This is a genomic window from Pyxidicoccus caerfyrddinensis (genome assembly GCF_010894405.1).
In the GTDB taxonomy this organism is placed as follows: Bacteria; Myxococcota; Myxococcia; order Myxococcales; family Myxococcaceae; genus Myxococcus; species Myxococcus caerfyrddinensis.
Genome location: NZ_JAAIYA010000030.1, coordinates 121,918 through 143,292 on the forward strand (window position 1 = coordinate 121,918; position 21,375 = coordinate 143,292).

General features: G+C 69.9%; 19 protein-coding genes. 10 read left to right on the forward strand and 9 right to left on the reverse strand.

Going from position 1 to position 21,375, the window contains the following annotated elements:
* Nucleotides 1-174 precede the first annotated feature (174 nt).
* The gene (locus G4D86_RS44575) at nt 175-2,940 is read left to right on the forward strand and encodes a sensor histidine kinase (RefSeq protein ID WP_240360829.1); all 2,766 of its coding nucleotides are present in this window, start codon (nt 175-177) and stop codon (nt 2,938-2,940) included.
* Nucleotides 2,941-3,004: 64 nt separating this feature from the next.
* On the opposite strand, the gene G4D86_RS44580 is transcribed toward G4D86_RS44575, so the two are convergent.
* Nucleotides 3,005-3,550 (reverse strand): hypothetical protein, encoded by a 546-nt coding sequence (locus G4D86_RS44580; RefSeq protein ID WP_164001144.1) that lies wholly within the window; start codon nt 3,548-3,550, stop codon nt 3,005-3,007.
* A gap of 248 nt (nt 3,551-3,798) precedes the next feature.
* Entirely contained in the window at nt 3,799-5,799 is a 2,001-nt protein-coding gene (locus tag G4D86_RS44585; protein WP_164001146.1) for a S9 family peptidase, read from the reverse strand.
* A 253-nt stretch (nt 5,800-6,052) separates the two neighbouring features.
* On the opposite strand from G4D86_RS44585, the gene G4D86_RS44590 reads away from it, so the two are divergent.
* Nucleotides 6,053-7,006 carry an acyl-CoA desaturase gene (locus tag G4D86_RS44590; protein WP_240360830.1) on the forward strand — a complete coding sequence of 318 codons (954 nt, stop codon included), beginning with the start codon at nt 6,053-6,055 and terminating at the stop codon, nt 7,004-7,006.
* Between the two features lie 15 nt (nt 7,007-7,021).
* On the opposite strand, the gene G4D86_RS44595 is transcribed toward G4D86_RS44590, so the two are convergent.
* Nucleotides 7,022-7,681, reverse strand: a complete 660-nt coding sequence (locus tag G4D86_RS44595; protein WP_164001149.1) for a hypothetical protein — start codon at nt 7,679-7,681, stop codon at nt 7,022-7,024.
* A gap of 283 nt (nt 7,682-7,964) precedes the next feature.
* Here G4D86_RS44595 and G4D86_RS44600 point away from each other — a divergent pair, with 283 nt between their 5' ends.
* From G4D86_RS44600 to G4D86_RS44610, 3 genes are all read left to right on the forward strand, one after another.
* A complete protein-coding gene (locus G4D86_RS44600; protein ID WP_164001151.1) occupies nt 7,965-8,564 on the forward strand; it encodes a hypothetical protein in 600 nt (199 codons plus the stop codon).
* Nucleotides 8,565-8,763: 199 nt separating this feature from the next.
* Nucleotides 8,764-9,369 carry a hypothetical protein gene (locus G4D86_RS44605; protein WP_164001153.1) on the forward strand — a complete coding sequence of 202 codons (606 nt, stop codon included), beginning with the start codon at nt 8,764-8,766 and terminating at the stop codon, nt 9,367-9,369.
* A gap of 164 nt (nt 9,370-9,533) precedes the next feature.
* Complete coding sequence (locus G4D86_RS44610; RefSeq protein ID WP_164001156.1) at nt 9,534-9,869, forward strand: hypothetical protein; 336 nt, start codon at nt 9,534-9,536, stop codon at nt 9,867-9,869.
* Between the two features lie 54 nt (nt 9,870-9,923).
* On the opposite strand, the gene G4D86_RS44615 is transcribed toward G4D86_RS44610, so the two are convergent.
* Nucleotides 9,924-13,535: an ABC transporter permease/M1 family aminopeptidase gene (locus tag G4D86_RS44615; protein ID WP_164001158.1), complete on the reverse strand. Its 3,612-nt coding sequence runs from the start codon at nt 13,533-13,535 to the stop codon at nt 9,924-9,926.
* Complete coding sequence (locus G4D86_RS44620) at nt 13,532-14,446, reverse strand: ABC transporter ATP-binding protein (protein ID WP_164001160.1); 915 nt, start codon at nt 14,444-14,446, stop codon at nt 13,532-13,534. Before G4D86_RS44620 ends, G4D86_RS44615 begins: the two co-directional genes overlap by 4 nt.
* 140 nt (nt 14,447-14,586) lie before the next feature.
* On the opposite strand from G4D86_RS44620, the gene G4D86_RS44625 reads away from it, so the two are divergent.
* The 3 genes from G4D86_RS44625 to G4D86_RS44635 all read left to right on the forward strand — a co-directional run bounded on the left by G4D86_RS44625 (nt 14,587) and on the right by G4D86_RS44635 (nt 17,796).
* Nucleotides 14,587-15,042, forward strand: coding sequence for a VOC family protein (locus G4D86_RS44625; protein ID WP_164001162.1), 456 nt, complete (start codon nt 14,587-14,589; stop codon nt 15,040-15,042).
* Between the two features lie 374 nt (nt 15,043-15,416).
* Nucleotides 15,417-16,556, forward strand: coding sequence for a hypothetical protein (locus tag G4D86_RS44630; RefSeq protein WP_240360831.1), 1,140 nt, complete (start codon nt 15,417-15,419; stop codon nt 16,554-16,556).
* Nucleotides 16,557-16,794: 238 nt separating this feature from the next.
* Nucleotides 16,795-17,796 carry a lipocalin-like domain-containing protein gene (locus G4D86_RS44635; RefSeq protein WP_164001166.1) on the forward strand — a complete coding sequence of 334 codons (1,002 nt, stop codon included), beginning with the start codon at nt 16,795-16,797 and terminating at the stop codon, nt 17,794-17,796.
* A 260-nt stretch (nt 17,797-18,056) separates the two neighbouring features.
* Here G4D86_RS44635 and G4D86_RS44640 read toward each other — a convergent pair whose 3' ends face one another.
* Entirely contained in the window at nt 18,057-18,437 is a 381-nt protein-coding gene (locus G4D86_RS44640) for an MBL fold metallo-hydrolase (protein WP_164001168.1), read from the reverse strand.
* Between G4D86_RS44640 and tnpA the strand changes: the two genes are divergently transcribed.
* Together tnpA and G4D86_RS44645 are read left to right on the forward strand one after the other, a co-directional pair.
* On the forward strand, nt 18,436-18,813 hold the full coding sequence (gene tnpA, locus G4D86_RS54400; protein ID WP_420821889.1) for an IS66 family insertion sequence element accessory protein TnpA: 378 nt from the start codon (nt 18,436-18,438) through the stop codon (nt 18,811-18,813). The genes G4D86_RS44640 and tnpA overlap by 2 nt on opposite strands.
* 75 nt (nt 18,814-18,888) lie before the next feature.
* A complete protein-coding gene (locus G4D86_RS44645) occupies nt 18,889-19,716 on the forward strand; it encodes a hypothetical protein (RefSeq protein ID WP_164001170.1) in 828 nt (275 codons plus the stop codon).
* Between the two features lie 112 nt (nt 19,717-19,828).
* Here the strand turns inward: G4D86_RS44645 and G4D86_RS44650 are convergent, their stop codons facing one another.
* From G4D86_RS44650 to G4D86_RS53495, 3 genes are all read right to left on the reverse strand, one after another.
* Nucleotides 19,829-20,143 (reverse strand): MBL fold metallo-hydrolase, encoded by a 315-nt coding sequence (locus G4D86_RS44650; RefSeq protein ID WP_240360832.1) that lies wholly within the window; start codon nt 20,141-20,143, stop codon nt 19,829-19,831.
* Between the two features lie 146 nt (nt 20,144-20,289).
* Entirely contained in the window at nt 20,290-20,577 is a 288-nt protein-coding gene (locus tag G4D86_RS44655) for a hypothetical protein (protein ID WP_164001172.1), read from the reverse strand.
* A gap of 143 nt (nt 20,578-20,720) precedes the next feature.
* Nucleotides 20,721-21,185 (reverse strand): beta-lactamase family protein, encoded by a 465-nt coding sequence (locus G4D86_RS53495; RefSeq protein ID WP_240360833.1) that lies wholly within the window; start codon nt 21,183-21,185, stop codon nt 20,721-20,723.
* Between the last annotated feature and the right edge of the window lie 190 nt (nt 21,186-21,375).

Consider the following 21,375-nt stretch of genomic DNA (forward strand, 5'->3'; position numbering starts at 1 on the left):
GCTTTCCAACGCCAGGGTACACCTATGTACGCCCGGGTAGGTACGCACCGGGAGCCACAGGACCGCGGACCGGGGTTGCGCGTACGAGGCCAACAGTCGGGGACGCGGGGTGTTGGCCACCCGAGAAGCCAACCTGTCCCGGCACACCGGGGTCATCCCCCGTTCGTGACCTCCATGTTCCCATTCCTGAACGGGGGCGCGATGACCAGCTCGGCGGTTTCCAGATGGGGTGAGCCTTGGCAGTACGGGGCGCAGGCACCAGAGGTGGAGGAGCGGCTGGCGCTGCTGGCCGAGGCCTCGCGGGTGCTGGCCGACGTCAGCCTGGAGCCCCCGGCCGTCATGGAGCGGCTGTGCGAACTGGTGGTGCCCCTGCTGGGCGCGGCCTGCGCGCTGCGGCTGACGTCCGAGGACGGCCGGTGGCTGCGCACGGTGGCCTCGGCCTGTGCCTCGCCGGAGACGCGGCCCCTCTTCCAGTGCCTCATCGCCCCGGTGCTGCGCGCGGACGAGGGCCCCTCCGCCGAGGTGCTGCGCTCGGGCCAGCCACTGTGGGTGCCGCGCCAGGAGGTGGAGGAGCTGCGCCGCCTGGTGCCGCCGCAGCACTACGGCCTTTTGGAGCGGCTTCCCTTCACCCGCTCGCTGGTGCTGCCGCTGCGCACGCGGGGACGGGGGCTGGGGACGCTCACCGTGTGGCGGGAGCCGGCGGCGGCGCCCTTCGAGGCGGGGGAGCAGCTGCTCCTCCAGGAGCTGGCGGACCGGGCCGCGCAGGCGCTGGACGTGGCGCGTGCGTACGCGGGGGAGCGGCGGGCCCGGCAGGCGGCGGAGGTGGCCGCGGGCCGGCTGGCGCGCCTGCAGCGGGTGACGGCGGAGCTGTCCCAGGTGCTCACCGCGCCGCGCGTGGCGGAAGTCGTGGTGGACCAGGGCGTGGAGGCGGTGGGCGCGCGCGGCGGCGGCTTCTGGCTGGTGGAGCCCGGCGAGGGACAGGCCCGGCTGCTGCGCTGCACAGGTGAGGACGCGCGCATGCTGTCCGGCGTCTTCAGCGTGGTGCCGCTGGAGCACGCCTCGCCCATCGCCGAGTCCATCCGCGAAGCGCGCCCGGTGTGGCTGGAGACGCCGGACGCGCTGGCCCTTCGCTTCCCGGAGCTGGCCGAGCGCTGCCGGCGGGCCCAGGGCAGCCCGGCGCCCTCGTCGGTGTGCCTGCCGCTGTCGGTGGACGGGCGCGCGCTGGGGGCGCTGCTGTTCACCTTCTCCGAGCCGCACGCCTTCGACGACGACGAGCGCGCCTTCCTGGAGCTGCTCGCGCACCACGCCGCGCAGGCGCTGGCGCGAGCCCGACTGCTGGAGCAGGAGCAGCGCGCGCGGGCGGCGCTGCGCGAGGCGCACCAGACGCTGGCCGCCATCATCCAGGCGTCGCCCGCGGCCATCATGCTGCTGGACATGGACGGCAGGGTGCGGCTGTGGAACCCCGCCGCGGAGCGCATGTTCGGGTGGACGGCGGACGAGGCGCTCGGCCAGGTGATGCCGGCGGTGCCCGCGTCGCGGCAGGAGGAGTTCCACCGCTACCTGGAGGGCGTGGCGCAGGGCCGCGTGCTGACGGGCGCGGAGACGGAGGGGCAGCACCGGGACGGCACGCCCATCCAGGTGGCGCTGTGGACGGCGCGGGTGTGCCCGCCGGGCGGTCCCGTGCAGTGCCTGGGCATCCTGGTGGACATCACCGAGCGCCGGCGCAGCGAGGACGCCCAGCGCTTCCTCGCGGGCGCGGGCGGGGTGCTCGCCGCGAGCCTGGAGCAGGAGGAGACGCTGGAGCGCGTGGCGCACCTGGCGGTGCCCGCGTACGCCGAGACGTGCGGCGTCTTCCTCGCGGACGAAGCGGGCGGGACGCGCTGCGTGGCCACGGCGTGCGTGGACGACGGCGCCCCGCGCACACCGGAGGGTGCCCCGGGCCCGGGAGCCGCTGTGTCCTCCGACGCACCGGCGGGTGTCCCTGCCCCGTGCCTCGAGGTGGTGTCACGCGTCATGGCGTCCGGAGAGCCGGCGCTGCATCCAGGCCTGGACCAGGACGAGTCCGGGGACGCGCGTGCCTGGCTGTGCGTGCCGCTGCAGGTCCGCGGGCAGACGCAGGGGGCGCTGACGTTCGTCACCTCGCGGCGCCCGTACGACGCGAGGGACCTGGAGCTGGCGCAGGAGCTGTCGCGGCGGGCGGCCCTCGCCATCGACAACTCGCGGCTGTACCGCGAGGCGCGCCAGGCCATCCGCCTGCGCGAGGAGTTCCTCTCCATCGCCAGCCACGAGCTGAAGACGCCCATCAGCGCGCTGCAGCTCCATGTGCAGCTCCTCCAGGCGGCCCTGGAGCGCTCACCCGGCGGCATTCCTCCCGAGCGCCTGCGCCGGGGACTGGAAGTGGTGGGACGCCAGCTGAAGCGGCAGACGAAGCTCGTCGACGAGCTGCTGGACGTGTCCCGCATCAGCGCGGGACGGTTGGAGCTGAGCCTGGAGCCGCTGGACCTCGGCGCGCTGGTGCGCGAAGTGGCCGAGCGCTTCGAGCCCGAGCTGGCGCGCACCGGCACGTCGCTGGAGCTGGCGCTGGTGCCGGACGCCCTCGGACAGTGGGACCGGCTGCGGCTGGACCAGGTGCTCACCAACCTGCTGTCCAACGCGGTGAAGTACGGCCGGGGCCAGCCCGTGCGCGTGGAGCTGACGGCCACCGCCGAGCGCGTGCGCCTGGACGTGCGTGACGGGGGCATCGGCATCGGCGCGGAGCACCTGTCACGCCTCTTCCACCGCTTCGAGCGCGCCGTGTCCGAGCGCAACTACGGCGGCTTCGGGCTGGGGCTCTGGATTGCGCGGCAGATGGTGGAGGCGATGGGCGGTCACATCGCCGTGTGCAGCAACCTGGGCGTGGGCTCCACCTTCACCGTGGAGCTGCCCCGGGCCGCGAGGTGAGGGGCGCCTTGCGCGTCCCCCACCCGGGAGCGCCGTGCGCGTTGCGCACGGCGGGCCCCGCGGCTCACAGCGCCAGGAGCAGGATGGCGGCCTTCTCCTCGGGGGAGGCGGCCATGAACTCGTCCGGCAGCCAGACCTCGGACGGCGGCGTGGAGGCGACGTCGCAGCTGCGCCTGCCCACGTAGAAGCGGCCATCCTCCTGCGCCTTCAGCCGGTAGGTGCAGTCGCGGACGTAGACCTTCATCTCGTTGGGGCTCAGCTTCAGGTCCACCGGGCGCCCGCCGAAGCCGCCCTTGGCGACAATCGCGTCGCCGTCCTTCGCCACCTTCAGGTTCACCGTGGCGCCGCCCAGCACCCCCTTCACCTGACCGTCCTTCACCTCCAGCGTGACGGTGCCCAGGTACGTGCGGCCCCGCAGCTCACCGGGGCCACGCGTGAGCTGGAAGTCCATCCCCGTCACCTCTCCCGGCGTCATCACCAGGTTGAACTGCTCGCGGGCAATTCGCAGGTTGATGGCGTCCTGTCGGGGCGCCGACACCGCGACCCCCGCCCCCAGCAACATCCCCACCACCAGCACACCCCGGCGCAGCGGCATCAGAAAGCGCTTCATACGGAATCCTCCCTCTCCCAGGCTTGGCTCCGGGAGTCTTAACGTCCGTCCGCACAGCACATACCGGCCAGGCCTCCACCCCGCGCCAACCTCCGGGAATCACACCTGGAATCTGCGCACGGCCCCGGCTCCTCCTCGCGGCCCGCATGCCCGCCCGCCCGCTCGCCAGCCCCGCCCCGGGAGCGGGCTCCCATGTCGGGCCCGCCCCTGGGAAACGGGCTCCGAGGCCGCAAGTCGCACGAAGCCGGCTATTTCGAGCCGGAAGCGCCACCCGCCTGCGCGGGCGGAGTGCCCAGGTGCTTCTCCAGGAACATCAGCGCGGTCATCTGCGCGTAGTCGCGGTTGTCTTTCTTCTGGAAGCCGTGGCCCTCGTCGGTGGCCAGCATGTACCAGACGTCCGAGCCGCGCTTGCGCACCGCCTGGACGACCTGCTCCGCCTCCGACTGCGGCACGCGCGGGTCATTGGCCCCCTGCTGCACGTAGAGCGCGGCGCGAATCTTCTCCACCGCGCCCAGCGGGGAGATGCGCTCCTGCACCTTGCGCACCTCGGCGTCGCGCTCGTCGCCGTACTCCGCGCGCCGCAAGTCGCGCCGATACGCCTGCGTATTCTGGAGGAAGCTGCCCAGCGAGGAGATGCCCACCACGTCCACCGCGGCCTTGATGCGCTCCGGGTAGAAGGTCACCGCCGCCAGCGTCATGTAGCCGCCGTACGAGCCGCCGTAGACACCCACCCGCGCCGCGTCCAAATCCTCACGCGAGGCGATGAAGTCCAGCGTCGCGCCGATGTCCGCGAGGCTCTGCTCGCGCTTCACGCCGTCGTCCATGGCCCGGTACGTCTTGCCGTACCCGTCCGAGCCGCGCACGTTGGGCACCAGCACCGCCATGCCCAGCTCCGTCACCAGGTACTGGGTGAAGTTGCTGAAAGTGGGGAGGCTCTGCGACTCGGGGCCGCCGTGGAAGACCACGACGACGGGCACCTTCCCGGTGGCGTGCTTCGGCTTGTAGAGGAAGGCCGGCACCTTCACGCCGTCGGTGGACGGGTAGCGCACCAGCTCCGGCATCGTGAAGATGTCCGTGTCGATGCCGCCCACCTCCGAGCGCGTCCACCGCGTGGGCTTGCGCGTCTTGAGGTCCACCGTCCACACGTCCGAGGGCGAGCGTGCGTCGCCCATCGCGAACGCCAGCAGGTCCGAGCGCTGGAGCGGGAAGCGCAGCGTGGACACCACGCCCTTCGGAATCTCCACGGGCGCCAGCTTCTGCGTGCGCGTGTCCAGCAGGTACACGCGGACATAGCCGTCCTCGTTGAGGCCCACCGCGAGCTGGCGGCCGTCCGACGACAGCGCCGCGCTCACCACGTTCCACCGCACCGACTTCGTCAGCGACACGGGCGTCCCGGTGAGGGGCGCCTTCGCCAGCTCCAGGCGGTACAGCTCGGCGAAGTCGCCGTAGCGGTCCGTCACGAAGTACACGGCCTGGCCGTCCTGGGTGAAGACGGCGGCGCCGACGCTGCCCTTGCCCTCCTTCGGGGTGAGCTGGCGGCGCTCGCCCGTCTCGAGGTCCACCACGTGCAGGTCGGCGTCGTCCACCGCGCGAGTCTGGATGACGAGCAGCTTCGAGCCGTCCGGAGAGAACTCCACCGGGAGCCATGTCCCCTCCGCCTCGGTGACGCGGCGGGCCTGCTTCGGGTCGCTGGTGGAGGCCACGTACACGTCCGTGTCCTTGCCGTTGCGGCCCGTGCCGCCGTACGTCACCTGGCGGCCGTCGCGCGACACGCGCAGGCCTTCGTGGCGGCTCTTGCCGTCGGTGAGCAGCTCCGAGCGGCCCGTGCGGCGGTCCAGGCGGAAGAGCTGGAAGAACTCACCGCCGCCCTTGTCCTGCAGGTAGTAGATGGCCTGCGGGTTGCCGGGCTGGAAGCGCGCGTTGTTGATGGGCTCGTCCGTGAAGGTGAGCTGCGTGCGCGCGCCCATGGGCATCTCCACCACGTGAAGCTGGTTGGTGTCCGCGAAGCGCGTGGCGATGAGCACCTGCTTGCCGTCGCCCGTCACGTCCACCAGTGAAGCCGAGCGCGCCTCCAGATATTGGTCCAGCCGCTGGCGCAGTTCCGGCGGCACGGGCGGCACGTTGCTCACCCAGACGTTCGGCTGACCGGGCAGCGGGGCGATGCCGGGCACCTGCGACGGCGCCTTGGACGAAGGCGCGGCCTGCGCGGCGAGCAGCGACACGATGAGGGGAAGGGCTCCAAGGGTCATGGGCGCGCAAGGTAGCAGCGCCCCTCTGAGCAAACCTAGACGTGGGTACTCGCGACTGCATCCTGACGCACAGCGACAGTGTCCCTCTTCGAGCTGCGCCCGAACCCACTCCCTCCGCCCTGTCCACGCCGTGCACGGCGCACCGTGAACGGCGTTGACAGTGCCGCCCGCGCGCCCGTGCAACCGCGCGGAATCAGGCCCTGTCCAAGGTGGCAGGGCGCTTGCGATGGCCTCCCTCCGAAAGGAGCAGGCCATGGACACGCGGTGGGGTGAGGCGAAGCTGGACGCGGGGAAGGTGTTCCGCTGGTGCCTGGTGCACGTGGGCGCGGTGGCGGGCGGCTGGCTGTTCTTCTCGTGGAGCGCGGTGGCCGTCTTCGCCGTGCTCACGGTCGTGACGATGTGTCTGGGCGTGTCGGTGGGCATCCACCGCGGCCTCATCCACCGCGCCTTCCGCGCGCCGCTCGAGGTGGAGCGAACGCTCGGCTTCGTGGGCACGCTGGCGGGCCTGGGCGGCGTCATCGGCATGAGCCGCATGCACCACCTGCGCGACTTCCACCAGAACCAGCCGGAGGCCGACTGCCCTCCCTACTTCGGCTACCGCGATGGCTTCGCGCGCGTCATGGCGTACGCCCTCTTTCACACGTGGCACGCACGGGACATCGCCGTGTACCCGCCCGTGGAGCCGCGCGTCGCGGAGGACGCGTTCTTCCGCGCCCTGGAGCGCGCGGGGCTGTGGCTCCAGGTGCCCCTGGCCCTGACGCTGTATGCGATTGGCGGCGCCTCGTGGGTGGCCTGGGGTGTCTTCGTGCGGCTGGCGCTCACGCAGGACGGCTTCTGGTGCGTCCACTTCGTGAGCCACGTGGAGGGCGAGCAGCCCTACGAATTGCCCGGCTGCGCGGAGCAGGGGCGCAACGCGGGGTGGCTCGCGCTCGTGAGCATGGGTGAGTCGTGGCACAACAACCACCATGCGTATCCGGGCTCGGCGCAGATGGGGCTCGGCTGGCGGCAGCCGGACCCGGGCTGGTGGACGGTGCGCGCGCTCGCCGCGCTGGGGCTCGTGCACGACGTGAAGGCCCTCGCGGACCTGCCGCTGCGCGCCGGGGCTCGCAGGCGGAAGGAGCCCCGGCAGCCCTCGCGGCGCCAGGGTGGCCGCAAGCCCCGACCTCCCATGCGGCGCCACGGAGGGCCCCGCTTCCAGCCCGTGTGAGGCACGCCCGGCGCTTCAGAAGGCCCAGCCCACCGACAGGTCCACGCGCTCGCCGACGGACCAGGAGTGGGTGCGGGTGTCCTGATGGAGGACCACCCCGTCGGAGTTGGGTCCCGACGCACTAGACTTCAGGATGTCGCTGGCATACCGGGCGTCGAGCCCCGCTCCGAACTGGATGGCGAGCCCCCGCCCCACGATGGTGCTGTACCCCAGCAGGGCCGCGCCGCCGACATTCCAGCTCCGAAAGTCGGACGGGCCGAAGGCCAGCGTCCCTTCGCCGCCGCTCTTATGCCATTGATGGGACACCCCGAGCCGTGGCGACACCCAGAGTCCCTCGGGCGCGGTCCCCGTCAGGAAGATGCGGGCCAGCGGCTCGGCGCCCAGCAGGTACCCGCGCTGGTCGGACGCCCCGTTGATGCCGGGATTGCCCACGACCTCGGAGCGGTACTCCGAATGGGAGAGGCCTGCCCGCAGGCCGAGCCCCACTGACAGGCGCGGGCCCACCACGCGCTCACCGCTCACCTCCAGCAGGCCGTTCCCAAGGAGTCGCAAGACGGAGATGCCCAGGATGGTCTGGCGCGCCTCCGGCTCGGACGGAGGCGACGCGTCCGTCGTCGCGGCGCTCGCGGACATGGACAGCAGGACGGTCATCAGCAGCGTGTGAATGTGCTTCATCGGTGAGAGCCCCCTCTTGAGAGTGGATGGGCCCGGCCTTCCGGGCGTGTGCTCGGGCCTTGTGCAACCGCCGTGCACAACGTCGCGCCAGAGGGAACACCGGGACTCAAGGGCAGCTCACTGTGCCAGCGTGTCAATGCCTCACGGGCAAGGCCTGTCACGCTGACACCCTGGGCGCGCACTCCACCGACAAGAAAACGGAACCCGTGGCTTTCGTGCCCGGCCCGGCCTCTTTAGGAGGCGCGGGTGAAGTGAATCCTGACGGGGGAGGTCATAAACGAAGATGACGAAGACCCATGTGCTGGTGGCCGTGGTGCTGTCCGCGCTGACTGCTTGCGGTGGTGACGAGAACGACGACGGGAACCCCACCCCGCCCGCCGAGACGGACAGTCGACCGAACATGACCGGGAGCTACGCCGTCTCCGGCACGATGACAGTCTCGGGCAACGGAAGCTCCGACACCACCCAGGTGCGGGACACCGTGCGGATTGCCAACGACACGACCTCCACTTCCAAGGCGGCGCTGCGCCTCGACGTGGCCTCCCTGGGCTGCGGCCCTCGCGCGAGGATGAGCGCGGAGAAGGCCTTCACCGTGGCCAGCACGTCGTGCCCGCTGCCTCCGGAGAACGGCTGCACGTATACGCTGGAGTACTCCAAGGGTAACGGCCACAGGGATGGCAACGGAACGCTCTTCGTGACGCTCCAGGGGCAGTTGACGGCCCGCTGCGGCGGAGGGACGGCCGCCGCTGCCATCTCCATGGAGCTGACCGGCTCGCGGACGGGCCAGTCGCGGCCCGGCACGCGCGAGGACGCGCTCACGGGCACGGCGCCCACCTCGCTGCGCGCCACGATGGACCGGCTGGCGCTCTCCGCCCCGCACTAGACGTGACGGCCGCTCCACGGCCACACCGTGGAGCGGTCCCTCTCGGGGCAGATCAATGCCTCACAGTCAATGCCTGCCACGCTGACGCGCTGAATGCTTGCCCCGCGGACAAGAAAATGGAGTCCGCGACTTTCGCGCCGGGCCCCGTCTCCCTAGGAGGCGAGGATGGAGTAGACACTCCAGTGGGAGATCATGAACGATGATGACGAAGACCCGTCTGTTGGTGGCCGTGGTGCTGTCCGCGCTGACTGCTTGCGGTGGTGACGAGAACGAGGGAAGCGCTGATGACGCCCCCGTGGAGCTCGACCAACGCTCCTACATGACGGGGACCTACGTCGGCCTGGTGACGCTGACGCACGGGAGCGGCGTCGGTTCTGTCGTCACCGAGTTGCAGGACGCCCTGGTCATCACCAATGACAAGACCTCCACCTCGAAGGCGGCGATTCGCCTCGACATACGCATCATGGGCTGCGGCACCCGGGCGGTGGTGACCGGACCGCGGTCCTTCACCGTGAGCGAGACGACCTGCCCGCTGTCCTCGGAGCCCGGCTGCACGACCTCGATGAACTACACCGGGGGCGGTGGTGAGAGGGATGCCGAAGGGAATCTCCAGGCCTCCCTCAAGGGGCACATCACGGTTGACTGCGGCCCCGGCGAGGACTCGAAGCTCGACGTCTTCATGACCATGAGAGGCTCGCGGCTGAACCAATCCCTGCCCGGCACACGCGAAGACGCGCTCACGGGCATGGCGCCCACCTCGCTGCGCGACGCGATGGACAGGCTGGCGCCCTCCGCCTGGCGTTGAAGCGCAGCCCCGCCCTTCGACTCCGGCCGCGGGCCTGACACCGTCCGACGTGCATTCCGAGCCTGCCGCTCCACGGCCACATCGTGGAGCGGCGGCTCACACCTGGCACCCGACTCCACTTCGAGGCAGGCAACCCGCGCCGGGCTATTGCAGACTGTCCCGACATGAATCGATGGAAGCTGGCGTTCTTCGCGGTGCTGGGGCTCTGGGTGCTGACGCTGGTCGTCGGGGCGTACTCGGCGGTGGACGGGGCCGTCAGCGCGACCTATCAGCGTGAGGGCTACGCGGACTGCGAGGCGCACCGCGACTGGCTCGACGCGATGCTGCGCGGGCAGGTGACGCGCGCGGAGGTGAAGACGGCCCGTCCCAAGGTGACGCGCACCGTGGAGGACCACAGCGCCGTGCTGGAGCCCGGCGACGTCAGCGTCCACTACGACGCGAACGGCCGGTACCTCTCCTCCCAGCTCGGCGCGAGCAGCACGCCGGGCTACGAGCCGTAGCCGCGCACACGCGGGACGGGTACCCGGATAGGCGGGCCCCGTCCCGAGCGAAGCTCACAGCTTCAGCACCGCGCTCTCACGCCGCAGCTGGAGCACGCGCACGTCCGGGTCCACCACCCACCGCTCGGGAGCGAAGTCGGCGCGCACCGTCACCTCCGCCTTCTCTCCCGCGCCCAGCACCACCGTCTTCCGCGCGTCCCGGTAGTCGGGGGACTGGGTCGCCGGGCCCTTCGCGGCCTCCTCCTCCGTCCGCTCCGGGAAGCGCTCGCCCTTCACCGCGGCCACCTCCACCGGCATGCGCCCGGTGCCGGTGTTCTCCACCGTCACCGTGGCCACCCACTGCGCGCCCTCCTGCTTCACGCTGGCGGCGGACAGCCGGTACTCCGGCACGTGGACCTCGTGGAACCACTGCTGGACGAAGGCGTCATAGGCCGCCGCGTCCTTCGCGAAGGGCCGCATCGCCGCGGTGAAGTCCTGCAGCACCGGGTGGTCCGCGCTGGAGATGTACTGGCGCAGGAAGGCCTGAAGGCCCGCGTGCATCGCCTCGCGGCCGAGCAAATCTTCCATCATCCAGAACACCCAGCCGCCCTTGTCGTAGAGGACGGTGTTGTCGCCCTCGCGCGAGTTGTCCAGCTTCACCAGCGACTGCTCCGCGTCCAGATGGCGGTCCTTCGCGTAGCGCTCCTCCAGCCGCTTCGCGATTTCCATCCGCATCGCGGGCCCTTCCAATTGCTCGGCCAGCTTCAGCGCCGAGTAGTGCGACGTGCCCTCCGACAGCACGTCGCCGCCCGGGCCCTTGCCCGGAATCAGCATGTTGCCCCACCACTGGTGTGCCGCCTCGTGCGCGGTAATCAGCAGCACCGCGTTCGCCTTCGACGTGCTCTTGGTGAGGAAGCCGATGCTCTCCGAGAAGGTGATGTTGGTGGCGAAGCCCTGCGCGTACGTGGCCAGGCCGGGGAACTCGGACAGCTTCAATTCCTTCCATGGATACGGGTAGAACCACTCCGAGTAGTACTTGCGCGCCGCGTTCAGTCCGCGCCGCATCTCCTCCACGTTGTAGACGTGGGACGGATGATGGAAGACGGCCGTGCCCTCACCGCGCAGCACCGTCCACTTCCCCGCGACGATGTTGAACATGCTCATCGGGTGGTCGCTCTTCCACACGCTGGCGCGGCGGCCGTCCTTCACCTCGTCGCTCTCCAGCACACCCGCGGAGTTGAGCGTGTAGTCCGCCGGCCCCGTCACGCGGATGCGCGTGGTGAAGGGCGTACCCATGCCCCAGGCGGCCTCCGTCTGCCCCTCGTAGTACCTGTCTGAGTACACGCGTGGCTCGTACTTGTTCTCCTTCGGGTCCACTCCAATGTCGTCGAGGAAGCCGATGACGGGCGCGAACGAGGGACCGAAGCTGGTGAGCACCACGCCCGACGGCAGGATGAACTCCTCCACCTTCCCGCCGCTCTTCGTCGCGCCCCGGGGGAAGCGGCCGTGGAAGTCGAAGCCCACGCGCAGCACCGTGCCCGGCTGCATGCCGCCCACGGGCTTGAAGACATACAGCCGCGAGCGGTCCTCCGCCTCGGACTCCTTCCCATCCACCGTCCAGCGCACGTCCTCCCAGTGGTCCCCGCCGGTGAGGGCGAAGGACTCCAGCGCCTTGTCGTGCCGGTTCACCAGCGTGTACGTGCCGCGCGTGTGGAACGTGCCGGCCTCGGGCTCCAGGTCCACGTCCAGGTCCACGTCCTGAATCGCGGGCTGCGGCGCGTCCTTCCACGTGGCCAGGTTCTTCTGCCAGTACTCCTTGGCGCGCTTCTTCGCCGCGTCCCCCTGCCAGCCCTGCCCCACCTGCACCGCCGCGCCGATGAGCGCCACCGCCGGCACCACCATCCACGGCGTCAGCCGCCACGCGCCGCTCAAGAGCCCGCGAGGCTTCAGTCGCTCCAGCAGGCTCACCGAGTCCGGCGCCCGCCGCCCGTCCAGCCGCACCGCCAGCGCCGCGAAGAACGCGGCCAGCCCGAGCGCGCCCACCCGGTTGAGGACGAGCACCGTGCGGTCCAGCTCGAACGGCCCCAGGTCCGACCACAGCACCGTGCCCCACAGCGGCCAGTTCGTCGCCCAGTTCAGCTCGCCGCGCACCGCCGCGAAGCCGGTGAGGCACAGCACCGCGAGCGCAAGGCCATACGCGCCGAAGCGCCCGCCGGCCACCGCGCGCGCCGCCAGCACGAAGCACGTCCACAGCACGAAGGTGGGCAGCATCAGCAGCCCCCAGACGATGGCGTACGGCACCAGCGACACCGGCACGTTGCCCTGGGCCAGTTGCACCAGCGACACCGCAAGCCACGTCACCATCAGGATGGCCACGCCCACGAGGCTGTTGGCGAACGCCTTGCCCAGCAGCACCGACAGCGTGCGCACCGGCGTGGCGTCATGGATGGGCGCGAAGAAGTAGGCGCGCTCCCGCTCCAGCGACTCCACCGTGTAGAACATGAGCAGCAGGCACACGAGCGTGGACGCCTGCCCCATGCTCCGCACCGCGAAGTGCCCCGGCGTCGCCAACAGCGGCGTGTCGAACGGGCCCACCGCGTTGAGCGACTGCACCACCGTCTGCAGCAGGATGATGGGCACGAAGAGGTAGAGCCCCGGCTGCGACAGCAGGCCCCGCGCCTCCACGCGCGCCACGTCCCACAGCCCGGACAGCAGCCCCGGCGCGCGCACGCCCATGTTCAGCGACGCCAGCGGCGCGTGCTCGCGGAAGGTCCCCAGCGGCGTGGCGGGCGGCACGTCCGCCAGCGTCTTCCCCTTCACGGTCCGCACCGGCGCGCCGCGCAGCCCCTGCGCCACGTGCCGCGCACTCCAGGCCACGCCGCCCAGTCCCACCGCGATGAAGCCCAGCCGGCTGAAGACGAAGAGCGCGTCCAGCCCCACGCGCTCGTGGTTGTAGAACTCCACGCCCCGGTCGACCTTCACCCACGTCTCGCTCAGCCACCGCAGGCCCGCGGGCTCTACCGCCATGAGCAGGCGATTCACGCGCGGGTCCAACCACCCGGGCGACCAGTCCCAGAGGAAGAACGCGCAGATGAACATCAACACCACGGGCAGGAAGTAGACGAGCACCGGCCGCCGCGTCAGCTCGCCCACCGCGAAGGCCGTGCCCGCCATGAACACGAGCAACGGCACGCCGAAGAAGAGCGCCGGCCGCACGTAGTTGAGCAGCGACAGCGGGCCCCGGTACTCCGCGTTCTCCCCCGCCGGCACCACGTGGTGGAAGAACACCAGGAAGGCCACCATCGCCCCGAGCGCCAGCCCGTACGCGGCCAGCACCGCGAGGAACTTGCCCCACACGTACTCGCGCGGCGTCAGCGGCGTGGTGTGGAGGATGGGGCCCACTCGCGCTTCCTCATCCGCGATGACGCCCATGCCCGCGCCCACCGAGATGAAGAACGTGTAGAGGAGGAAGGTGAGGAAGATGAGCGTCTGCGAGACGGCGAACTCGCTCGTCACCCACGCCTTCTGTCCGCCCACCTGGCTGGCTCCGGACTCAATCGTCACGTTGCCGGACGACAGGCCCCACACCACCAGGAAGGTGATGAGCAGCAGGATGACGAACAGCGGGCGGCGCACCTGGTGCGCGAGCTCCGTGCGCACCACGGTGCCCAGCCGTTGCGCATTCATCGCGCCACCTCGTGGACGGGCGCGGAGGCCTCGGCGGGCGTCTGCTCGTCCTTCATCAGGAGGAGGTACGCGTCCTCCAGCGTGGGCGTCACACGCTCGAAGCCCGCGGGCACGGCGGCGTTCGGCGCGTGGATGCGCACGCGGTTGCGGCCCTCGAAGAGCACGGCCTGGGTGACGCGGCGGGTGCGCTGGAGTTCGGACAACTCAGCGGCGGAGGCGGTGCCCTCGAAGATGGTGCCTTGAATGGCGGCCTTCGCGTCGGTGGGGGAGGTAATCGCCACCACACGGCCCTGGCGGATGACGGCGAAGCGCGGGCACAGCATGGCCACGTCCTCGACGATGTGCGTGGACAGCAGCACCGTGCGCTCGTGGGCCACCTCCGCCAGCAAGCGGTAGAAGCGCAGGCGCTCCTCGGGGTCCAGGCCCGCGGTGGGCTCGTCCACGATGATGAGCTTGGGGTTGCCCGCCAGCGCCTGGGCGATGCCGAGCCGCTGCCGCATGCCACCCGAGTACTCCTTCACCTTCCGCTTCGCGGCGAAGGTGAGATTCACGCGCTCGAGCAATTCCGCGCACAGCTTCTTCAGGCCCTGCGGCGCGGTGACGCCCTTGAGCTTGAGGAGGTACAGCAGCATCGCCTCGCCCGTGAGGTACGGGTAGAAGCCGAACTCCTGCGGCAGGTAGCCCAGGTGCGGGCGCAGCGCCTCCGGGTTGCGGACGATGTCCGCCCCGTCCAGCGTCACCTCCCCCGAGGTGGGTTCCAGCAGGCCCGACAGAATCTTCATCAGCGTGGACTTGCCGGCGCCGTTGGGTCCCAGCAGGCCGAACATGCCGCGCGGCACGTCCAGGTCCACGCCGCGCAGGGCGGCGACGGGGCCCGGGTACACCTTCACCAGATTGCGGAGGGAGAGCATGCCCCCATGTACGCCTGGACCCCTGGGGTCATTTCCATCCACTGCTTTACAGACTACTGAACAGGCTTGCAGACCAGGGCTCGCGTCGCGCAGTCTGCCGCTCCCCGCATGGCGCGGGCCCCACCCCCGGAGGAGCACACATGCCCAAGGCGATTCCCGATGGCTACCACTCGATCACGCCGTACCTCGCGCTGAGCGACGCGACGAAGGCCATCGAGTTCTACAAGACCGCCCTCGGCGCGACCGAGCTGTACCGGATGCCGATGCCCGGCGGAAAGGTCGCCCACGCGGAGCTGCAGATTGGCGACTCGCGCATCATGGTGTCCGACGAGTACCCGGACATGGGCGCCAAGAGCCCGAAGCACTTCGGCGGCACGCCGGTGGGCCTGTGCATCTACACGGAGAACGTGGATGCGCTCGCCGAGCGCTTCGTGAAGGCCGGAGGCAAGGTGGTGCGGCCGCTGGAGAACCAGTTCTACGGCGACCGCTCCGGCCAGTTCGTGGACCCCGAGGGCTTCAAGTGGACGCTCGCGCAGCACGTCGAGGACGTGTCGCCCGAGGAGATGAACCGCCGCATGGCGAAGATGGGCGGGTAGTGCTCCTGGCAGGCCGCTGAAGAAGTTTCGGGCCGGGCGCGCTGCTTCCGAGTGGGCCCGGCCCATCACAGGGCATCGAGCGACACACTCCACACTCGACCCTTCGGGCGGATTGCTGTCCGTCCCCCGTGTGAAGACCTTGCCGGTGGCTTCACTGGGGGGCGCACATGCGGGGTTCGCGGAGGTCCAGGTTCGTTGGACTGTGGGGCGGTGTGTTGCTCGGGACGATGGTGCTGGCCTGTGGGTGTGGGCCGCTCAGTCCCGGCGAGGCCTCCAGGCAGGGGGAGGACGTCGCGTCCGAAGCATCGAGCGCGGCACCAGACTCCGACGACGGGGAGGGGCTGGCGGCCGGGTCCCTGGATTCGAAGGGCTTCGTGCCGGCCCCGGTGGCCCGGGGCACGCCGTCGGTCGCGTTCGGAAAGGGCAAATACCTGGTCGTCTGGGAGGATGAGCGGGACGGCGGCGTGTACGGCACGCGCGTGAGGACGGACGGCAGGCTCCTCGACCCGGGCGGACTGCGGCTGAACCCCAGGGCCGTCCGTGGCTTCGCGCCCGTCGCCGCCTTCAACGGCACGCACTTCTTCGTCGTGTGGCAGGCGGGCACCGGTATCTCCGGGGTGCGCGTGGCGACGGACGGCACCGTGGTGGGTCCGGTGTTCGACGTGGTTCCCCCGGGCACGGTCTCCCTGCCGCTGGGCCTCGCGTGCTCCCCGAAGGTCTGCACGGTCACCTACAACATCGTCGCCGAGATGGAATCGATCATCTCCTTCACGCGAGTCCGCTGGGACGGCGGCGTGCTTCCCGACGTGGACCACACCGTCAGTCCCGCCGGGAATCTCGCGGGGGAGTCCTCGGTGGCGTGGAACAACAACCAGAAGCAGTTCCTCATCGTCTGGATTGACGCGCGGGGCGGCACAGCCTCGCCCGATATCTACGGCGCCCGCGTGAAGGAGGACGGCACGATTCTGGATGACGGGGGCTTCCCCATCTCCCAGGCGACCGGCTCGCAGCGCCGGCCGGACGTGACGTGGACGGGGCGGCGCTACCACGTCGTGTGGGGTGATGACCGGAGCGGCACGTTCGACATCTACGGCGCCCGGGTGCGCTCGAATGGGACGGTGGAGGACCTGGCTGGCATCCCCATCTCGACCGCGCCCGGGGAGCAGACACTGCCGCGCGTCGCGCACCACGAATCCAAGTCCCTGGTCGTCTGGGATGACACGCGTGGCGGCCAACACCGCATCCGGGGCGCGCGCCTGGGCGAGGATGGACGCGTGTGGGATTCCTCCGGCTTCGCCATCTCCCAGGGCGACCTTCCGAACGAGTTCTTCCCGGACGTGGCCTACGGCGACGACCGCTTCTTCACCGCCTACGCCGCGGAGGTGGAGTACTCGCCCTTTGGCACCCACTTCGTGCTGGGCACGCGAGTGAGGCACGACACCCGGGTGCAGGACTCGCCGGCGTTGGTGCTCACGCGGGTGCCCGGCACGGCGCCTTCCGCGCCCTCCCGGTGAAGTGTCCGTCCGCTCCGGCCCCGGGCTGCACGCAGCCGCATGTCGAACCGCGCCTCGATTCGCGCCGCAATCCGCTGCTGCACTCCCTCCGACAGGCCCACCGTCTTCCCGAAGGCCTTGATGCCCCAGCGCGGATCCGACGGCAGGGAGATGAACACCGCGCTCCCTGCAGCGGCGAGGCCGAGGCCGCGCGCTATCCGCGGTTTGAGTTGCCGCGGCGCTATGGAATCATCAGGCGATGCGCAACTGGCACGCGATGGTTGTCGGATTCGTGGCACTCGCAGTCGTGACGTCCGCACACGCGGAGACGCTCGGTGCCTGGACGTACATGCCCCCGGCGAGCTTCGAGGGCGTGAAGAAGCCCGCGCAGCATGAGTACACGCGCATCACGGGGACGACGTTCTGCTTGCTCGGGGTGTTCGTGCCACGCCAGGAGGGCAGCAATCTCGCATCGGATCTCAAGCTCGAGTGGTCGAACATCGTCGCTTCGAAGTTCACGGCAACCCATGTGACGACGCGCCCTGCGAAGAAGCTGAAGAGCGGGCTCACGGAGTACGTGAGCGCCGCGTCGCTCGCTGATGCCGCCGGTAGCTACTACGGAGAGCTCGCGGTGATTCGTGAGCGCGGTGTGGTCGGTAGCCTCATGCTCGTGTCGAACAGCTCCAAGACAATCACGAGCTGCCATCCCGCAATGGCAGCCGTGATCGAATCGATCGCGTTCGCAGCGGTCGCGGCGCCCGCTCCGGCGCCAGCGGCCACCGCAACGACGGATACGCCCGCCTCCTCGCTCATCGGGACCTGGAGCACGAGCTCGAGCAACGCGGACCCACGGACCGGAGTCATGCGGGACGGATCGATCATCCGGCAGTACCGGTTCTCCGCCGACGGCACGTACCGTTTCTACAGCGAGGGCTTTGGCGGCCAGTTCGGGTCCGACACCTGGCGACTCGTGTCTGAGACCGGCACGTACAAGCGGACCGGCGACACCCTCACGCTCTCACCCACCAAGGTCACCGGCACGGTCCACAAGGGCGGCTCCAAGTCGAGCTACAATCCCCCGGTCGAGAAGATGACGTACGCGGTGAAGAAGCACTACTTTGAAGGCATCGGGGAGTGGAACCTGGTGCTGACGCCGACGGCGAAGACCGCGCGCGACGGCGAGTTTGCCGTCAACGCGGCCTTCAAGGACTCGTACCTCTACCGCGATCAGTACAAGCCCTCCTGGAAGTACCCGCCCTGAGCATGACGACACCGTTCACCGGCTTCTCGAAGACCGCTCCGCGCTTCTTCCACGAGCTCGCTCTTCCGACGCTACGCGGTCTTCATCCACGCGCTGATGCGGGGTGACAGGGACAACCAGGCCCTGCACATGACCCTCTCCATGCTGGAAAGGCTGGAGAGGGGCGCCCTGCGGCTCCCCATGGTGGTGGATGGCAAGGTGATAGCCCCCGGCTGAGAGCATGAGAAAGCTGGGAGGCGCATGGGCAGTGTGGGTGAGGCTCAGGTGTCCTGGGGCAGCGCGGCCACCAGCGCCTCCAGTGCCGCGCGCCCGCCGAGGAACACCGGCCAGCCGTCGCCCACCAACACCGTGTCGATGCGCGTCCTGGCCAGCAGCCCGCGGACAGATGCCCGCGCACGGGCTGCGTCCTTCAGCTTCGCGTCCGGCAGGAGGTTGAGCCGGCCGCCCATATGGCCGCGAAGGAGGTCTCCCGTCAGCAGCGTCGTGTCCTCCAGGAGGAAGGCCAGCTCGCCGGGCGTCTTGGAGCCGTGCAGCTCCAGGGCTTCCAGGCCGGGGACGAGCGTCTCGCCGTTGGCGAGCCGTATCCGCTGCATGAGCCCCGTCTGGTGGAGGTGAGCCGGCGCGCGCAAGGTGGGGCGCATGGCAAACGCGGAGCTGTGGAAGAAGCGGGTTGAGAACTGGCGCACGAGTGGGCTGAGCGCAGATGAGTACTGCGAGGGCCAGGAGTTCACGACGGGCCCGTTGTACCGGTCGTCCAGTCGTCTGGCGGGGGCGCCGCATACCCCATGGATGCCACTGAGGTTGATAGCTATCTCCTTGCTGCGGCACTCGTACTCGGGAGGGCAGGCATCAGTTCACTCGTGGCGCCCGTCTGCTCCTTCTTCGACTCCTGCCTTGCCGCTGCATCAGGCACTGCCCTTCGAGAGCGTTGCCGCACCCACGCCCGGCCCCCACAAGTGGGGCCAGGAGCGAGGGGCGCGGTTGCAGCGACGAGGAGCCGAATCAAGTATTGGGTAAGGGTGCCTGTTGTTGAGAGTGAGGGCGGGCGAGGTGCCTGACTCGGGGGCGCTTCATAGAAAGGATGGGGACATCATGAAGTGGGAGAAGAGCTGGCACAAAGAGGAAGAAGAGAGCCACCGACGGAGCAGACGCATCAGAAGGATGGGGGCGCTGTGGAGTGGGGGAAGGGCTGTCCTCGCCGCCGGGCTCACCCTGCTCATGGCCGGCGGTCCGACGGCCATGGCTGCGGAGAGCGCTCCGGCGGGCGACGTGGCGGCGATGGAGCGGGCTCTCAAGGAATCCGAACAGCTCGCCAGCAAGGTTGTTGAACCCGGGTCGCCTGAGGCCGTGGCCGCCCGTGAGCAGGCCGAGGCGCTTCAACGGTCCAGACAGGTCACCCTGCACCTGCCCGACGGCTCGGCCGCGGACGTGTCCCAGGCCCAAGTCTACCGCCTTGCCGCTGGCGCCACCCTGGTCCGGGTGCCAATCACCGGCCTGACCGCCGGAAGCGCGGTCGGCTACGCGTTCGACGCGAACCGCCGGCTCACCCAGACCGTCGAGATCCACCTCATCGAACACAGCGCTACCTCTGGGCAGGCCCGGGTCTGGATCGACGGTCGGCAGGTCCTCGACCGCCAAATCACTGAGAAGGACAAAGAGGCCGCCGCGAACACCCTGGCGACCGCGTCCCTGAGACTGGAAACCGGCGACGCCAACGCCCGCGCCCTGGGCCTCAACTGGGGCAAGTTCGAAGACTGCCTCAATAGCGCCGGCATCGCCAGCTGGGTCATCTCGTCGCTCAGCACCATATGTAGCGCCGCCTGCCTCGTCACTGCGGGCGCCGGCTGCATCCTGTGCATTGCTGCGGCTGGCGGGCTTACCGCGGGGGTCGTCAAAGCCTGCGTCGACAGGGCCTCGTAGAACAAACGTATCCGCTGCATGAGCCCCGTCTTCCGTGAGCCGGGATGTCCGGCGCAAGCCGACAGGGTGAACGGAGCCCTGCTAGCGCCGGCTCAGATCTGCAAGGCGGGGCTCATGCAGCGGATACGGCGAGCCACCGGTCGCATTTCAGGGGAAAGGTATCGGACTCGGCGCGGGGGCCGGCGACCTTCGCACCGAAGTCCGCGACCAGCTCCCGCGTGGCGCGCACATGCTCCGAGTTGGTCAGCACGACCCAGGCCGCCCCACTCAGCGAGCGCAGGTGCGCGGCATCATGCGTGGACAGCGGGAGCGGGTCGAAGACCACGTTCCCTGCAGGGCGGACCCAGAGGACGCTGTGGAAGTCCAGGTTGCGCGCCTCGTCGAAGCGAGCCCATCCATAGAGGTCTTTGCGGTGCAGGGCTTTCATGGCGCCCCAGCCTGCACGCATGGCGTGCCGCCGGGAAGCGGTGCCCCGCCGTCTACACGGCAAGGCCGCCCCAGGGCCGCGTGGCCCGGCCGGCCCTCCCTCCAGGGCATGCCGGGCTACGCGGCACCAGCACCAGCTCATCCCTGTTATTCGTACGGATTGGCCTCGATGACCTCGCACTTGTAGACGCAGTTCCGGACGTTGTTGACGCACGTGCTCGAGGTCAGCGTACAAAGCTGCCCCAGTGGCTCAAATTCAGGCCGATAGGAGCACGAGAAGAGGCAGCCCGAGGGCGGTTTCGTCCCGGTGGTCAGCTCCGACGTGCTTGAGCCGACGGGCGGATGCTCTTCCACCAGCTCCCGCACCTCGCCAGCCTCACCTGCGCCACACCCAATGAACAACGCCGCAGCAATACCAAACAGCAGCTTCTTCATGTGTGATACCCCCTCTTTGACTTCAGGGGCTATTAAACTACTGGCCGACACACGGTTGCAATAAGGGCCGCGGACTCGAAGGGCACGCACTCCTTCGTCATCAACGGTGAACCGAACCTCATGCCGTGAGCACCGGGCCTCGCTCAGCGGCCGTCCCAGAACGCCCTGTCGCCGTACTCCCAGCTCCAGGGCACGCCGGCTTCGCCGAGCACGAAGCGCACGAGGTGAGGGAACGCGGGCTCGGCACGCACGTCGTTGGCCAGGAGCAGCACGCAGCGGCGTCCGCGCGGCAGGCACACGAGGGTATTGCCGGTGCTGTCGTTGTGGCCGCCCTTGAAGAACCCCCTCCCCTGCGGGCCGTCGAACACGACCACGCCCAGGCCCGCCGCCAGGTCCTTGCGCCGCTGCTCCGGCGGCAGCTCGTCCTGCAAGGTGGGGAACTGACTCCGGGTGGTGATGGGCAGATGCGGCGCGGTCATCTCGGTGAGGGCCCGTGGAGCCAGGAGCTCGCCGCGCACCAGCGCAGCCGCGAAGCGCGACAGGTCGTCGATGGTGGTGTCCATCGAACCGGCCGCGCGCACGGTGCTGCGCTCGTCGTGCGGTTCCACGGTGCCGTCGGCCATCCAGCCGTCGGCTAGGTTGCGAGCGAAGTCCGGCCGCCACTGCCCTTGCATTGCGCGCGCCGTAGGCCCTGACCGCCACCACCTGTCCGTCGTCAATCACCGCGAGCGCGAGCCCCTTCGCGCCCGTGGCGGCCATCGCGCGCGCCGCTTCGGCATCCAGGGCGGCCACATCGGG